Annotated in this window: 17 protein-coding genes and 1 tRNA gene; 12 read left to right on the forward strand and 6 right to left on the reverse strand. The window is 65.1% G+C overall.

The genetic code is table 11. The annotated features are described in order from the left end of the window. Positions 1-140 precede the first annotated feature (140 nt). Both H7828_RS15170 and recN read left to right on the forward strand, forming a co-directional pair. Entirely contained in the window at positions 141-929 is a 789-nt protein-coding gene (locus H7828_RS15170) for an outer membrane protein assembly factor BamD (protein WP_245398744.1), read from the forward strand. A 33-nt stretch (positions 930-962) separates the two neighbouring features. Next, positions 963-2,612, forward strand: coding sequence for a DNA repair protein RecN (gene recN / locus H7828_RS15175; protein WP_226781904.1), 1,650 nt, complete (start codon positions 963-965; stop codon positions 2,610-2,612). 399 nt (positions 2,613-3,011) lie between these two features. Here the strand turns inward: recN and H7828_RS15180 are convergent. Beyond that, positions 3,012-3,086 (reverse strand) — tRNA-Thr (locus tag H7828_RS15180). Positions 3,087-3,349: 263 nt separating this feature from the next. Between H7828_RS15180 and H7828_RS15185 the strand changes: the two genes are divergently transcribed. From H7828_RS15185 to H7828_RS15230, 10 genes are all read left to right on the forward strand, one after another. Then, the gene (locus H7828_RS15185) at positions 3,350-3,517 is read left to right on the forward strand and encodes a hypothetical protein (RefSeq protein ID WP_226781905.1); all 168 of its coding nucleotides are present in this window, start codon (positions 3,350-3,352) and stop codon (positions 3,515-3,517) included. Between the two features lie 13 nt (positions 3,518-3,530). Continuing rightward, a complete protein-coding gene (gene murA, locus H7828_RS15190) occupies positions 3,531-4,796 on the forward strand; it encodes a UDP-N-acetylglucosamine 1-carboxyvinyltransferase (RefSeq protein ID WP_226781906.1) in 1,266 nt (421 codons plus the stop codon). After that, on the forward strand, positions 4,793-5,242 hold the full coding sequence (locus H7828_RS15195) for a DUF2948 family protein (protein ID WP_226781907.1): 450 nt from the start codon (positions 4,793-4,795) through the stop codon (positions 5,240-5,242). Before murA ends, H7828_RS15195 begins: the two co-directional genes overlap by 4 nt. Before the next feature lie 80 nt (positions 5,243-5,322). Beyond that, complete coding sequence (gene hisD, locus H7828_RS15200; protein WP_226781908.1) at positions 5,323-6,624, forward strand: histidinol dehydrogenase; 1,302 nt, start codon at positions 5,323-5,325, stop codon at positions 6,622-6,624. Then, entirely contained in the window at positions 6,621-7,085 is a 465-nt protein-coding gene (locus tag H7828_RS15205) for a UPF0262 family protein (RefSeq protein WP_226781909.1), read from the forward strand. Before hisD ends, H7828_RS15205 begins: the two co-directional genes overlap by 4 nt. A 1-nt stretch (position 7,086) precedes the next feature. Further along, positions 7,087-7,539 (forward strand): arsenate-mycothiol transferase ArsC, encoded by a 453-nt coding sequence (locus H7828_RS15210; protein WP_226781910.1) that lies wholly within the window; start codon positions 7,087-7,089, stop codon positions 7,537-7,539. Between the two features lie 191 nt (positions 7,540-7,730). After that, on the forward strand, positions 7,731-7,949 hold the full coding sequence (gene infA, locus H7828_RS15215; protein WP_007205486.1) for a translation initiation factor IF-1: 219 nt from the start codon (positions 7,731-7,733) through the stop codon (positions 7,947-7,949). Positions 7,950-7,952: 3 nt separating this feature from the next. After that, entirely contained in the window at positions 7,953-8,525 is a 573-nt protein-coding gene (locus H7828_RS15220) for a Maf family protein (RefSeq protein ID WP_226781911.1), read from the forward strand. After that, positions 8,522-9,535, forward strand: coding sequence for a ribonuclease E/G (locus tag H7828_RS15225; protein ID WP_226781912.1), 1,014 nt, complete (start codon positions 8,522-8,524; stop codon positions 9,533-9,535). Before H7828_RS15220 ends, H7828_RS15225 begins: the two co-directional genes overlap by 4 nt. A 10-nt stretch (positions 9,536-9,545) precedes the next feature. Continuing rightward, entirely contained in the window at positions 9,546-9,719 is a 174-nt protein-coding gene (locus tag H7828_RS15230) for a DNA gyrase inhibitor YacG (protein WP_226781913.1), read from the forward strand. A 12-nt stretch (positions 9,720-9,731) separates the two neighbouring features. On the opposite strand, the gene yihA is transcribed toward H7828_RS15230, so the two are convergent. The 5 genes from yihA to ttcA form a co-directional block, all read right to left on the reverse strand. Beyond that, positions 9,732-10,379 carry a ribosome biogenesis GTP-binding protein YihA/YsxC gene (yihA, locus tag H7828_RS15235; RefSeq protein WP_226781914.1) on the reverse strand — a complete coding sequence of 216 codons (648 nt, stop codon included), beginning with the start codon at positions 10,377-10,379 and terminating at the stop codon, positions 9,732-9,734. Beyond that, positions 10,376-11,017 (reverse strand): CatB-related O-acetyltransferase, encoded by a 642-nt coding sequence (locus tag H7828_RS15240; RefSeq protein WP_226781915.1) that lies wholly within the window; start codon positions 11,015-11,017, stop codon positions 10,376-10,378. The genes yihA and H7828_RS15240 overlap by 4 nt, the downstream gene beginning before the upstream one ends. Before the next feature lie 76 nt (positions 11,018-11,093). Further along, positions 11,094-12,956: a membrane protein insertase YidC gene (gene yidC / locus H7828_RS15245; protein WP_226781916.1), complete on the reverse strand. Its 1,863-nt coding sequence runs from the start codon at positions 12,954-12,956 to the stop codon at positions 11,094-11,096. A gap of 59 nt (positions 12,957-13,015) precedes the next feature. Next, positions 13,016-14,590 (reverse strand): GGDEF domain-containing phosphodiesterase, encoded by a 1,575-nt coding sequence (locus H7828_RS15250; protein ID WP_226781917.1) that lies wholly within the window; start codon positions 14,588-14,590, stop codon positions 13,016-13,018. Positions 14,591-14,679: 89 nt separating this feature from the next. Continuing rightward, entirely contained in the window at positions 14,680-15,558 is an 879-nt protein-coding gene (gene ttcA / locus H7828_RS15255) for a tRNA 2-thiocytidine(32) synthetase TtcA (protein WP_226781918.1), read from the reverse strand. Positions 15,559-15,584: the final 26 nt, after the last annotated feature.

The raw sequence follows: 15,584 nt of genomic DNA on the forward strand, positions 1-15,584 counted from the left end.
GTACCGACTTTTAATATGCTAGACCAACCCGTAAGAGTGGGAACGCCCCGGTCGAACCAAGGGCGGCGTTGGAGGTATTTGGCATGAAGTTTTCCTCGGGCAGGCACACACCCCTTGCCGCCTTGATGGCTGCGTCTTTGATGCTGGGCGCTTGCGGTGATGCCTTTTCCAGCCGCGACCAGCCACTTGAGAGCTTTTCGGCAGAAGACATCTACAAGCGCGCCGAATTCGAACTGGAATCGCGCAACCCCGACGAGGCGGCGCGCTATTTCGGTGAGGTCGAGCGTCTTTATCCCTATTCCGAATGGGCCAAGCGCGCGCTGATCATGCAGGCCTTTGCCTATCATCGCGACAAGGATTACGAATCCGCCCGCTCGTCGGCGCAGCGGTTCCTTGATTTCTATCCCGCTGATGAGGACGCGGCCTATGCCCAGTACCTGATGGCGCTGTCCTATTACGACCAGATCGACGATGTGGGCCGTGACCAGGGGCTGACCTTCCAGGCCCTTCAGGCCATGCGCGAGGTGATCGAGAATTACCCCGACAGCGAATATGCCCGCTCGGCGATCCTCAAGTTCGATCTGGCCTTCGATCATCTGGCCGCCAAGGAAATGGAGATCGGGCGCTATTACCTCAAGCGCAAGAACTACTCGGCCGCGATCAACCGGTTCCGCGTGGTCGTCGAACAGTTCCAGACCACGACCCATACCCCCGAGGCGCTGCACCGCCTTGTCGAGGCCTATCTGTCGCTGGGCCTGAACGACGAGGCGCGAACCGCAGGCGCGATCCTCGGTCACAACTTCAAGTCCACCCCATGGTATCAGGACAGCTTTGCCCTGCTGACCGGGCAGGGGCTGACGCCCGAAGCCTCGGGAACAAGCTGGCTGCGCGATGTCTATCGTCAGGTGGTCAAGGGCGAATGGTTGTGATCCCGGGGCATCCTCCCGACAGGTGATCTGAGAATGCTGCGCGGTCTGGACATCAGAGACATGCTGTTGATCGACCGGCTGGAACTGATGTTTCAGCCGGGGCTCAACGTGCTGACCGGCGAAACGGGGGCGGGCAAGTCCATCCTGCTGGATTCGCTCGGGTTTGTCCTTGGCTGGCGGGGGCGGGCCGAACTGGTGCGCCAGGGGGCCTCTCAGGGCGAGGTCACGGCGTGGTTCGACCTGTCGCCGCAGCACCCGGCGCGCGCGGTGCTGGAAGAGGCCGGTTTTCCCGTTGCCGACGAATTGATCCTGCGCCGGATCAACACCGCCGAGGGGCGCAAGACGGCCTTCGTCAACGACAGGCGCACCAGTGGCGAGGTGCTGCGCGCCCTGTCCGACACCCTGGTGGAACTGCACGGCCAGCACGACGACCGCGGCCTGCTGAACCCCCGGGGCCACATGGCTCTGCTTGACCAGTTCGCCGGCGTCGATCTGCCGCTGGCCGCCACCCGCGCCGCCTGGCGCAGTTGGAGCGCGGCACGCAAGGCGCTGGAACAGGCGCAGAAAGAGATCACCGCGATCCGCGCCGAAGAGGATTTCCTGCGCCACGCTGTGGATGAACTGGACCAGCTTTCGCCCGAACCCGGAGAAGAGGCGACCCTGGATGCCGAACGGCGCCGGATGCAGGGGGCCGAGCGGATCCGCGACAGCGTGCTGAGCGCGGTGCGCGCTCTGGGCGCCGACGGGGCCGAAGGGCAGATGGCCGATGCCATGCGCTGGCTGGATTCGGCGGCGGGGCAATCCGATGGCTTGCTGGACGGCCCGCTGGAAAGCCTGGGCCGCGCCATGAACGAACTGGCCGAGGCCGAGCAGGGGGTTTTGGCCTGTCTCGACGCGCTGGATTTCGACCCACGCACGCTCGAGGCGACCGAAGAGCGTCTGTTTGCCATCCGCGGCCTGGCCCGCAAGCATGGTGTGCTGCCCGACGACCTGTCGGGCTTTGCCGACGGGCTGCGCGGCCGCTTGAATGCCCTCGACGCCGGCGAGGCCGATCTGTCGCGCCTCTCGGGCGAGGTTGCGGCCGCCGAGACCGAATATACCGCCGCCGCCGAGCGGCTGACGGCGCTGCGCCAGGAAGCGGCCGAACGGTTGGACGCGGCCATGTCCGCCGAACTGGCACCGCTGAAGATGGAGCGCGCGGTTTTTGCCACCCGCGTCGCCCCCGCTGAACCCGGCCCCGATGGCAGCGACAGCGTGGATTTCACCGTCGCCACGAACCCGGGCGCACCGGCAGGGCCGCTGGGCAAGATCGCCTCGGGGGGGGAGTTGTCGCGGTTCCTCCTGGCGCTCAAGGTCTGTCTGACCCGCAGCGATACCGGCCTGACCCTGATCTTCGACGAGATCGACCGCGGCGTCGGTGGCGCCACCGCCGATGCGGTGGGCCGCCGCCTGTCGTCGCTGGCCGAGGGGCAGCAGGTTCTGGTGGTCACCCATTCGCCCCAGGTTGCGGCGCTGGGGCAGCATCATTGGCGCGTGGAGAAGTCGGTTTCGGGCGATGTGACCACCTCGAACGTCGTGCCGCTGAACGCCGCGCAACGGGTGGATGAAATCGCCCGCATGCTGTCGGGCGACACCGTCACCGACGAGGCCCGTGGCGCGGCGGCGAAGCTGCTGACCGGTTAGCAGGTTGGGTGGCCCGGCGCCTGTGGCCCGTTTCTCATGTCACTCATCGGTATGTGCTCCGAATTGACGGGGATCAATTGTCTTGGGTGCTGTCGGTCCGGAACTGGTCGCCGCGAAGAACGAACGGGATGTCGCGATCAACGAGGTGTGCGAGAGCGTTTGCGCAGCGCCTTGTGAGGTAAATCGCGCCTGTCGGCCGGGCGAAACAGCGGACGCACTGCGTGCCAACGCGCCGCCCATTGGGGGAAGGTGCCAAGTGAGCAGTTTGATGCAGCGCAGAATGCAATGCGGCAACTCTGGCCGCTACACTCAGAATTGGTCGCTGGTGAATTGCGAGGTGGCTCGCGAAAAATAGGGAAAACCGACCGTCTTCCAATGATCCGCACGGCAAGGGGAAAATGGTGCTGTGAGAGAGGATTGAACTCTCGACCTCACCCTTACCAAGGGTGTGCTCTACCACTGAGCTACCACAGCATCTTCGTGGCGGGTGGATAAACGGTTGCGGGGAGGGGCGCAAGGGGGATCGGGCGGGTTTTTTCGGTCTTTTGGCAACTTGTCTGGCAAGCGCCCGAACGGCGGCAAAAACATGGATTCCGTCGCCTTTGGGCAGTCTCTCGTCGGGTCATCGCTGGCCCTGTCGGGCGGCCGGGTTGCATTCACGCCACCGCCCGGGCGGTCGGGCCGGGGGCGGGCTGTCGAATCTGGACCGCGGGCCAAGGCTGGGTTAGGAACGCTGCATGGCAAAGGCAAACGATCCGGGCAAGAATGCCAGACCGGTCAGCGACCGGGAAAAGCGGCTGAAGGCGGCGCTGAAGGCCAATCTGGCCCGGCGCAAGGCGCAGGCGCGGGCACGTTCGGAACAGGCAACGAAAACGGCGGACGACGATTCCGCCAAGGGCGAATGAAAAGGGCAGGCAGATGGATTCGATCATTGTAAAGGGCGGCGGTGAGCTGCGGGGCGAAATTCCGATCGCGGGCGCCAAGAACGCCTGCCTGACGCTGATGCCCGCCACCTTGCTGAGCGATGAACCGCTTACGCTGACCAACGCGCCGCGCTTGTCGGACATCGCGACGATGACGGCGCTGCTGCGTTCGCTCGGGGCCGAGGTCAGCAGCCTGCAGGACGGGCAGGTTCTGGTGATGTCGTCGCACAACCTGAACAATCACACCGCCGATTATGACATCGTGCGCAAGATGCGCGCCTCGATCCTGGTTCTGGGGCCGATGCTGGCGCGCGACGGTCATGCTGTCGTGTCGCTGCCCGGTGGATGTGCCATCGGGGCGCGGCCGGTCGATCTGCACCTGCGCGGGCTTGAGGCACTGGGCGCCGACCTGGAGCTGCGCGACGGTTACGTGCACGCCAAGGCGCCCGGCGGGCTGAAGGGCGGGACGGTCGATTTCCCGCTGGTCTCGGTGGGGGCGACCGAAAACGTGCTGATGGCCGCAACCCTGGCCAAGGGAACGACGACGATCAACAACGCCGCGCGCGAGCCTGAGATCGTGGATCTGGCCCGGTGTTTGCGCCGCATGGGCGCGCAGATCGAAGGCGAGGGCACCAGCACCATCACCATTCAGGGTGTCGAAAAGCTGCACGGGGCCACGCATCCCGTTGTCACCGACCGGATCGAACTGGGCACCTATATGCTTGCCCCCGCGTTTTGCGGTGGCGAGGTGACCTGCCTTGGCGGGCGGATCGACCTTGTGGGCGCCTTCTGTGAGAAACTGGACGAGGCCGGAATTTCCGTCACCGAAACGCCCCGGGGCCTGACCGTGGCGCGCAAGAACGGCCGCATCAAGGCCGTGAACGTCACAACCGAACCCTTCCCCGGTTTCCCGACCGATCTTCAGGCGCAGATGATGGCGCTGCTCTGCACGGCCGAGGGCACCAGCGTGCTTGAGGAAAAGATCTTCGAGAACCGCTTCATGCATGCGCCCGAGCTGATCCGCATGGGCGCCGATATCGAGGTTCACGGCGGCACCGCAAAGGTGAAGGGCGTGGAACGGTTGAAGGGCGCGCCGGTGATGGCCACCGATCTGCGCGCTTCGGTCTCGCTGATCCTGGCGGGCATGGCGGCCGAGGGGGAAACCATGGTCAGCCGGGTCTATCACCTTGATCGCGGGTACGAGCGGGTCGAGGAAAAGCTGGGCGCCTGCGGTGCGCGGATCGAACGGGTGCGCGGATGAGCGCCGACGCCCGTTTCGAGGATGGCGCCCCCCGCCCGCTGCGGCTTCAGGCGCTGAGCGAGGAGGATCTGACGATCCTGTCGTCGCTGGTGCAGGATGCCGTCTTTGCGGCGACTGACATGAAGTTCGACCGCGCCGCGGGCCGCTTTGCCATCCTGCTGAATCGCTTCCGCTGGGAGGACAAGACTGCACAGCCCGAACGTGTGCGCGCGGTTCTGTCCTTTGAAAACGTGACAAAGGTGCAAAGCAACGGGATTGACCGGCGCGATGCCGATGTCGTTCTTTCCGTGCTGTCGATCACGCTGGAGGGCGACGACCGCGCCATCCTGACCCTTGCGGGCGACGGGGCGATCGCGGTGGATGCCACCGCGCTTTCGGTGGCGCTGCGCGATGTCACGCAGCCTTATCGCGCCGTTTCCGGCAAGGTTCCGCACCACCCGGAATAAGACGCAAGCGGGCCCGGCCCATCCCGGGGTTGAGCCCGCTGCAGCGCGGCGTTATGCCTTTGGCGAACGGAGGTTCTGTCATGCCCCATATCCTTACCACGTCCGATGCCGATTTCGAGGAACGCTTTGCCGCGCTTCTGACCATGAAGCGCGAGGACAGCCCCGATGTCGATGCCACGGTGGCGCAGATCATCGATGACGTGCGCAAGCGGGGCGATGCGGCGGTGATCGAGCTGACCGCCCGCTTCGACAGGCTGAACCTGACGCCCGAGACCATGGCCTTTTCCCGTGACGAGATCGACGCCGCCTGTGCCAGCGTCGCCCCCGAGGACAAGGCCGCGCTTGAACTGGCCGCCGCCCGCATCCGCGCCTATCACAGCCGCCAGATGCCCCAGGACGAAAGCTGGACCGATGACTCCGGCGCCACCCTGGGCTGGCGGTGGACACCGGTTTCGGCGGCGGGGCTTTACGTGCCGGGCGGCACGGCCTCTTATCCTTCCTCTGTCCTTATGAACGCGATTCCCGCCGCCGTCGCCGGGGTTGAACACCTTGTGATCACGGCCCCCACGCCCGACGGCGTGGCCAATCCACTGGTTCTGCTGGCGGCGCGGCTGGCCGGTGTCGAAACCGTCTATCGCGTTGGCGGGGCCCAGGCGATTGCCGCCCTGGCCTATGGCACCGAATCCATCGCGCCCGTCGACAAGATCACCGGCCCCGGCAACGCCTTCGTCGCGGCCGCCAAACGGCGTGTCTTCGGCAAGGTCGGGATCGACATGATCGCCGGGCCGTCCGAGATCCTGGTCATCGCCGATGGCGACAACGATCCCGACTGGATCGCGCTGGATCTGCTGAGCCAGGCCGAACACGACGAAAGCGCGCAGAGCATCCTGATCACCACCGATCCGATGCTGGCCGAAGCCGTCGCCGAGGCGGTGGCCCTGCGTCTTGAAACGCTGGAGCGGCGCGCGATCGCCGCGGCGTCCTGGCGCGATTTCGGCGCCATCATCACGGTCAACGACCTGGGCGAGGCGGCCGCGCTCTGCGATCAGATCGCGCCCGAGCACCTTGAACTCTGCGTCGACAACCCCGAGGCCCTGGCCGCGAACATCCGCCACGCCGGAGCGATCTTCCTGGGGAAATGGACGCCCGAGGCCATCGGTGATTACGTCGGCGGGCCGAACCATGTCCTGCCCACCGCACGCTCGGCGCGGTTTTCCTCGGGGCTGTCGGTGATGGATTTCCTGAAACGCACCACCATGGCCAAGATGTCTCCCGGCGCCCTCAAGGCCATTGGCCCGGCGGCCGAGCGTTTGGCCACGTCGGAAAGCCTCGAGGCGCATGGCCTGTCGGTCCGCGCCCGGCTTGAACGGCTGAACCGGTGAGCCGGCTTCTGGCGGTCAGCATCGATGATGCCGGCCTGCCGCCGCCCACCCCCGAGATCGAACAGGAACGCCGCGTGGCGATCTTCGATCTTCTGGAAGACAACGCCTTTGCCCTGCCGGGGCGGGGCGCAGGGGGGCTGCACCTTCTGTTGTCGATCCGCGAAAGGCGGCTGGTCTTCGATCTGACAACACCCGAGGCCCAGAAGGTGGCCGAGTTTCACCTGTCGCTGGGGCCGTTCCGCCAGGTGGTGAAGGATTACTTCCAGATCTGCGAAAGCTATTTCGACGCGGTCAAGAAACTGCCCGCCAGCCAGATCGAAACCATCGACATGGCCCGGCGCGGCATCCACATGGAAGGCGCGCGGGTCTTGCAGGAGCGACTGGACGGCAAGGCCGAGATCGACATCGACACCGCGCGCCGCCTGTTCACGCTGATCTGCGTGCTGCACTTCGGCGGCTGACGTGGCCGAGGTTCCGCAGTCGGTCCTCTTTTGCTGCGATCACAATGCCGTCCGTTCGCCCATGGCCGAGGGCATGATGAAGCGCTTTCATGGCACGCGGACCTATGTGCAATCCGCCGGGGTGAAGGGGGACATGGAGATTGACGGCTTCGCCATTGCCGTCTGCCGCGAACTGGGCGTCGAACTTGAACGCCACCGCACCCGGTCATTCGACGAGATGGCGCAGTGGGGCGACGATCTATCCGGGTTCGACCTGATCGTTTCGCTCTCGCCCGCTTCGCAACGTCATGCGCTTGAACTGACACGGCTTTATCACCTCGAGGTCGAATATTGGCCGATCCTCGATCCGACGGGCCTGGGCCAGGGGCGCGAGGACAAGCTGCGTTCCTACCGCGAAAGCCGCGATCAGATTCACCGCCGGCTGATCGAACGTTTCGGCCCGCCCGGGCGGTGACGATGCCGCTTGCCGCCGGGGCCGCCGCGGGCTAGAACCTCGGCCACGCGGGGGTTTCATGCCGCACCCCGGACGTTGCAGCGCAGCATGACTGCAAGGCAATGTGCGATGAAGCCTTGAAAACCGGCGCGATAGGGCGCATTTAGTCGCTCGTCCGCAAATTTGGCGGGCACCCACATTATGGAGTGAACATGGCCAAGGAAGAACTGCTCGAATTCCCCGGTGTCGTGAAGGAACTCCTGCCGAATGCGACATTCAGGGTCGAGCTGGAAAACGGCCATGAGATCATCGCACATACGGCAGGCAAGATGCGCAAGAACCGCATCCGTGTTCTGGCTGGCGACAAGGTCCAAGTCGAAATGACACCCTATGATCTGACCAAGGGGCGGATCAACTATCGTTTCAAGTAAGCCATGCGCCTGATTCTGGGCTCCGGCTCTCCCCGACGGCGCGAGCTGTTGGGGCAGTTGGGCCTTGTGCCCGACGACATTCGCGCGCCCGACATAGATGAAACGCCGCGGGCGGGCGAACTGCCGCGCCCCTATTGCATCCGCATGGCGGCGGAAAAGGCCGCGGCGGTTGCCCTGGGCGAGGATGAAATCCTGGTTTCGGCCGACACCACCGTTGCCCTTGGCCGCCGCATTCTGGGCAAACCTGCCGATGCGGGCCAGGCGGCGGAATTTCTGCACAAGCTGTCCGGGCGCCGTCATAAGGTGATCACCGCCGTGGCGGTGCGCCGGGGTGCGCGCCTTTGGCAACGAGACGTGGTAACGGATGTGAAGATGAAGCGGCTGAGCGATGTCGAAGTGAACGGATACCTTGCCACCGGCGATTGGCAGGGCAAGGCGGGCGGCTATGCCATTCAGGGGCCGGCCGGGGCCTTCATCCCCTGGATTCAGGGGTCGTTCACCGGGGTTGTCGGCCTGCCTGTTGCCGAAACGGCCACGCTTCTGGCTGCGGCCGGCTATCCGGTGTTCGGCCGATGAAGGGGCGTTCGGTGATCCTTGACCGGCTGGGCGACCGGCTGGCGGCGGCGATGCTTGTCGATGGTGTGCTGGACGATCTGCTGATCGCGCCCCCCGAGGGTGTACCGGTGCCCGGCGCAATCTATCGTGCCGTGGTCGACCGCCCGATGAAGGGGCAGGGCGGGGCGATCCTGAAACTGCCCGAGGGGCGCGGTTATCTGAAATCGGCCAAGGGCCTTGTGCCGGGCACATCGATTCTGGTGCAGGTGACGGGTTTTGCCGAAGGCGGCAAGGCGGTGCCGGTGACCGACCGTGTGCTGTTCAAAAGCCGCTATGCCATCATCACGCCCGACGCGCCGGGCATCAACATCTCGCGTTCGATCAAGGACGAGGACCGGCGCGAAGAGCTTTTGCTGCTGGCCCACGAGGCAATGGGCGAGGCGGGGCGCACCGGCCTGATCCTGCGCTCGGCCGCCGCCACCGCCCCGGATGAGGCGCTGGCCGAAGACATCTTCGCCATGTCAGACTTGGCCGCGGCGATCCTGGCCGAAACCGGTGATTCGCCCGAATTGCTGGCCGATGGCCCCGATCCGCACACGCTGGCCTGGCGCGAATGGCCCGAACCCGATTCGATTTCGACCCGGGATGGCGGTTTCGGTGAACAGGGCATCGACGACATGATCGCGGCGCTGCATCAGCCCCTGGTGCAGCTTGGCGCCGGTTCGATGTATATCGAACCCACCCGCGCCCTTGTGGCCGTGGATGTGAACACCGGCGCCGACACTTCTCTTTCGGCTGGGTTGAAGGCCAATATCGCCTGTGTGCGCGCCCTTCCGGCGCAGTTGCGCTGCCGGGGCCTTGGGGGGCAGATCACGCTGGATCTGGCGCCCATGGCCAAGAAGGAACGCCGCGGGTTCGAACAGATCCTGCGCGCGGCCTTCCGGCAGGATTCGATCGAAACCATTCTGGCGGGCTGGACGCCTCTGGGCTGTTACGAGCTTCAGCGCAAGCGCGATCGCCTGCCCCTGTAAGGAGCCCGACATGGCCTGTCCGATCTGCGACCGTGAGACCGACCGCAAGTACCGCCCCTTCTGTTCGCGCCGCTGCGCCGATATCGACCTGGGCAAGTGGCTGACCGGCGCTTATGCGATCCCCGCCGATGACGAAGACGACATGGACGAGGCCGACCGCGCCCCCGCGCAACGCCCCAACTAGGGGCGGGGCGGCTCAGTCCAGGGTGGCGATGATCCCGCGCAGCACGTCGATGCCGGTGCCCTTGTCCGACGACGTGATCACGATTTCCGGAAAGGCGGCGGGATGGCGGGCCAGCATGTCGCGGGTGCGCGCCAGCGACGCCTCAAGATCGCGCGCCGAGGGCTTGTCGGCCTTGGTCAGGACAGCCTGAAAGGTCACGGCCGAGCGGTCAAGCAGGCTCATGATCTCGTCGTCGACCTCTTTCGCGCCATGGCGCCCGTCGATCAGAACGAAGACCCGGCGCAGGGTGGCGCGGCCCGACAGATAGGCCTTCATCAGACGCTGCCATTTTTCGACGGTCTTGACCGGAGCCTTGGCAAAACCATACCCCGGCAGGTCGACAAGATAATGGCTTTCGGCGCAGGTGAAAAAGTTGATTTCCTGCGTGCGGCCCGGCGTGTTCGAGGCCCGCGCCAGCGCCTTGCGCCCGGTCAGCGCGTTGATCAGCGTCGATTTTCCCACGTTCGAACGCCCCGCAAAGCACACTTCCAGCCGGTCGTCGGGGGGCATTCCATCCATGGCGACGACGCCCTTCAGGAACTCGGTTTCGCCCGCGAACAACAGCCGCCCGGCCTCGCGGGCGTCGTCGTCGATTTCGGCCAGGGGGAAGGGCAGGGTCATGTCGCGGTTTCCAGTGCGCTCAGGTCGGCGCCGCGGATGGCGCCCAGGTTGCGGGTGATCTTGTCGGTCGGCCAATCCCACCACGCGATGGCCAGAAGCGCCGCGATGGTGGCATCGTCGAATCTTTGTTTCAAGGGGCGGGCGGGGTTGCCCCCCACAAGGGTATAGGGCGCGACATCGCGGGTCACGACACTGCCTGCGGCAATGATGGCGCCCGGGCCCACCGTGACGCCGGGCATCAGTGTCGCGTGATCGCCGATCCAGACATCGGCGCCGATCACGGTGTCACCCTTCTGCTGCATCACCCAGGTGCCAGGATCGAAACCTTCCTCCCATCCCTCGCCGAAGATGTTGAACGGGAAGGTGGAGAATCCGTCCATGGCATGGGTGCCGCCGTTCATGAAGATCCGCACGCCATGGGCGATGGCGCAGAAGGGGCCGATGATCAGACGGTCGCCGATGAAATCGTAATGGTGCAACACATTGGTGTCGAAAAAATCGCGGCTGCGGTCGCGGTCGTCGTAATAGGTGAACTGCCCCACTTCGACATTGGCGCGGCCCTGCGCGAGCGGGCGCAGGAAGACGGTGCCGTCATATTGCGGCATCGGCGCAAGGGTATCGGGGTTCGGTCCTGTCATCTTCGGGTTCCTCCGGAACGAGAAACGCCGGGCGATCATGTCCCGGCGTTTTTCCTTTTGCGTCTGGCCCTCTGGCCTATTTCCGCTTCTTCGGCGTGTTCTTGTTGGCGGGCGCCTTGGTGTCGGGTTTTTCGGTCGATTTGCCGCGCTTGAAGCCGCTCATGATGTTGCCGAAGACGTCGGGTTTGTAACCCTGGCTGCGCATGATCAGGTACTGCTGGGTGAAGGTGATCGTGTTGTTGGTGATCCAGTAGAGGACCAGCCCGCTGGCAAAGCTGCCCAGCATGAACATGAAGACCCAGGGCATCCAGGCGAAGATCATCTTCTGTGTCGGGTCGGTGGGGGCCGGGTTCAGCTTTTGCTGCAGCCACATGGAGATGCCCAGAAGGATCGGCAGCACGCCCAGCGACAGGATGAAGAAGATCGAACCAGGCTCGGGCGTGGCCCAGGGCAGCAGGCCGAACAGGTTCAGGATGCTGCTTGGGTCGGGCGCCGAAAGGTCGCGAATCCAGCCGACCCAGGGGGCGTGCCGCAGTTCGATGGTGACGAAGATCACCTTGTAGAGCGAGAAGAAGATCGGGATCTGCAACAGGATCGGCAGGCAGCCCGAGGCAGGGTTCACCTTGTTCTTCTTGTAAAGCTCCATCATGCCCTGCTGCATCTTCTGGCGGTCGTCGCCTGCACGCTCTTTCAGGGCCTCCATCTCGGGCTGAAGTTCCTTCATCTTCGCCATGGAAACATAGGACTTGTACGCCAGCGGGAAGAGCAGCGCCTTGAGGAAGAAGGTCAGCGCAATGATCGACCAGCCCATGTTGCCGAAGATGGCATGCAGCCAGTGCAGTACGAAGAAGATCGGCTTGGTCAAGAAGAAGAACCAGCCCCAGTCGATGGAATCGATGAAGCCCTCGACGCCCTGATCGTTCTGGTAGTCGCGGATCGTGTCCCACTCCTTGGCGCCGGCGAACATGCGGCTGGTGGACTGCGCGGTGGTGCCCGCGGCGATGTCCATGGCGGCCAGGCGCGCCTCGGTCTGGTAGATGTCGGCGCCGGCGTTGTATTTCACCACCGAGGTGAAGGCGCTGCCCGGTTGCGGAACAAGTGAGGTCATCCAGTACTTGTCGGTGAAGCCCAGCCAGCCGTTTTCGCTGACCGAGATCACATCGGCATTGGCGCCCCAGCGTTCGTCGCTGGGTTGGTCGGGCATGTCGTCATAGTCGATTTCCTGCAACTCGCCGTCGGACATGCGCACGACACCCTCGTGCAGGATGAAGAAGCTGGACAGGTTCGGCGGATTGCCCTGACGCGAAATCGTGCCGTAGGGGGCCATGCGGACCGTGCCATCGGTGGTGTTTTCCACGCTTTGGGTGACGGTGAACATGAACTTGTCGTCGACCGAGATGTCGCGGCGGAAGATCAGGCCCTTGCCGTTGTCCCAGGTCAGTTGAACGGGGCTGTCGACCGTTAGGGTAGTGCCGCCGCTCTGGGTCCAGAGGGTATTGGGGCCGGGTACGTCCTCGAACCCCAGGGCGCCGCCGGGGGCCCAGCCGAAGACGGCGTAATAGGGATGGGCGGTGCCGACGGGTTGCAGCAGGTCGACCAGCGGCGCGTCGGGGGCCAGGGTTTCGCGGTAGGTCTGCAGCGAAAGCTGATCGATCCGCCCGCCAAGCAACGAAAGCGAGCCGACGAGGCTGGGCGTTTCCACGGCGATGCGCGGCGTGTCGGCATCGGCCACCATCAGCCCGCCGGGTGCGGCCGGTTGCGGCGCCGTGGCGGTGCCGGGCGCGGGGGCCGCCGTGGGCGGAAGATCGGCCGTCTGGCCCGCCACGGGGGCGTTGGGATCGGTGACCTGTTCCTCGGGCGGGAACAGGACGAACCATCCCAGGATCACGATAAAGCTGAGTGCCGTAGCAAGAATGAGGTTCTTGTTCTGATCGTCCATTCGGAGCGCCGCCTGTGGATTTCGGGTCAGGCAGGTTCAACAGGGCGTGCGGCCAAAGGTCAAGCCGTTTTGCCGCCAGAACCGGGTTGCGTTGCCCCGTGGGGTGGTTTTGGCGGCGCACTGCGGGGCGCGGGTGCGGCATCCCGGCGCAGCGCCCAGGCCAGAAGATCGGATGGCGCCATGGGGCGGGCGATGGCATGGCCCTGCACATGGTCGCAGCCCAGTTGCGCCAGTGTCGAATGCTGGCCCGGCGTTTCCACGCCTTCCGCCAGGACACCGACGCCAAGCTGCGCCGCCATGGTCAGGATGGCCGAGACCATGGCGTGCTGTTCCGGATCGGTATCGACGGCAGCGGTCAGGGAGCGGTCGATCTTGATACGGTCGACCGACCAGCGCCTTAGCGTGGTAAGTGAGGCATTGCCGGTGCCGAAATCGTCCAACTCGATCGGGCAGCCCAGCCGGACAAGGGCGCGCAGGTTGCGGGCGGCCATTCCATCTGGATCGAGGTGGGACAACGCGTTTTCCTGCAGCTCGATTGCCAGGCGGGCAGGGGGAAGCCCGTGCCGGTCCAGCGCCCAGGCAACCCGGTCGGCAAGGCGCGGATCGATCAGATCTTCCGGCCCGATATTGACCGAGATGCGTGGTATCGTCACACCCGCCCGATCCCAGCCGCGCAGGTGGTGCAGGGCACCGTCCAGCATGGTTTCGGTCAGTGTCATGCTCAGACCCTGATCGCGGACCTGGGCCAAAAATTGCGCCGGTAACAGAATGCCCGCATCCGGGTGATCCCAACGGGCGAGGGTTTCAACCCCGGTCAGTGCCCCGGTATCGGCGCATATCTGCGGCTGGAACCATGGCACGATCCGGCCCGCCTTGAAGGCACGGGCCATATCGTCGCCTTGTGCCGTTCTCAGGGGCGATAGAGGCGCATCAGCGCCGTCATGGGCGCGCAGGCTGCGCGGGCCCTGGCGTTGTGCCATGGCAAGGGCCGAAAGGGCCGCATCAAGAAGTGCCGTCGCCTTGCCTGGCGCCCCGGCCCGCGACGCGGTGCAGAACCCGGCGCAGGCGGTCAGGTGATGGCGCAACCCGTCGATGGCGAAGGGGCGGGCCAGGGCCGCCTGAAGGCGAAGCGCCGCCTGCACTGCCGATTCGGTATCGATCCGCGGGTTCGGGGGCAGGAACACGGCAAAGCGTCCGTCGCCGAGGTCGGCGAGAGTGTCGCCGTTGCGCACCTGGCCATAAAGCCTTTCACCCATCTGACGCAGCAGGCTTGCCCGACCACCGCGGCCAAGCTGCGCCGTCGATCGGTCGAAATCATCGATGGCCAGTGCAATGCAAAGCGAGTCGCCGCCGCGATCCTGCACCCGGCTGGCCGCCATCCGCGCCAGCAGGACATCGCGGGTCACCGGGAGATCCAGCGGTTGGGTGGCCAGGCTGCGCAGATGGAAGGGGCCGGGGCGGCTGGCCGTGCCCAGCAGGAAGGCACAGCCAAGGGCGGAGGTGAAAAGCACCCCTTCGGCCCCGCTGATCGCGGCCGAGGCGCCGACAACGCCCAGCAGGCAAAGGAAGAGAACAGGCATGCTCCAGCCGCTGCGCCGACTGCGGATCAGGAATTTCTGAAGGAGGCGCGCCATGGCAAGCGTTCTTTCGTCCGGGTCAATCCGTCCCAGACTAGGGGCTCGGCATCACCAGAAGGTTAACGCCGCCCGCTTCTTCGGCGGGGCTAGTCGTTTTCGCCGAAAGGCCCCGGCTGGCCGCGCATCAGGCCCGCGAAATCGAACAGCTTGGGGTCAAGAAGATGGCTGGGCCGGGCATTGGTGAGCGCGCGGAAGATCACCTGGCGGCGGCCGGGACTGTTGGCCTCCCAGCCATCAAGCATGCGCTTGATCTGCTGGCGTTGCAGGCCGTCCTGGCTGCCGCAGAGATCGCAGGGGATGATCGGATAGTTCATCGCGCTGGCAAAGCGCTCGCAATCGGATTCGGCCACATGGGCAAGGGGGCGATAGACGAACAGATCGCCTTCCTCGTTCAACAGCTTGGGGGGCATCGTCGCCAGCCGCCCGCCGTGAAACAGGTTCATGAAGAAGGTTTCCAGAATGTCGTCGCGGTGATGGCCCAGCACCACGGCGCTGCACCCTTCCTCGCGCGCGATCCGGTAGAGGTTGCCACGCCGCAGGCGCGAGCAAAGCGCACACATGGTGCGCCCGGCGGGCACCTTGTCCATCACGATGGAATAGGTGTCCTGATATTCGACGCGGTGCGGCACGCCCATCTTCTCAAGGAAGGCGGGCAGGACGGTGGCGGGGAAATTCGGCTGGCCCTGGTCCAGGTTGCAGGCCAGAAGATCGACCGGCAGCAGCCCGCGCCATTGCAATTCGTGCAGGATGGCCAGCAGGGTATAGCTGTCCTTGCCGCCGGAAAGGCAGACCAGCCACTTTTCGGGCGGAGCCCCTTCGGCGCGGCGGCTGGCCGCGTCGATCATGCCATAGGCCTCGATCGCCTCGCGGGTGTCGCGCACCAGGCGTTTGCGAAGCTTCTTGAACTCGGCACTTTTGGGGGCGCCGTAGAACAGGGGGTGAATATCGTCGGCATCATCCAGCATAGGCGGGATCTAGCGGTGTCTCGGGA

It is taken from the genome of Oceaniglobus trochenteri, assembly GCF_020529025.1.
GTDB lineage: Bacteria > Pseudomonadota > Alphaproteobacteria > Rhodobacterales > Rhodobacteraceae > Oceaniglobus > Oceaniglobus trochenteri.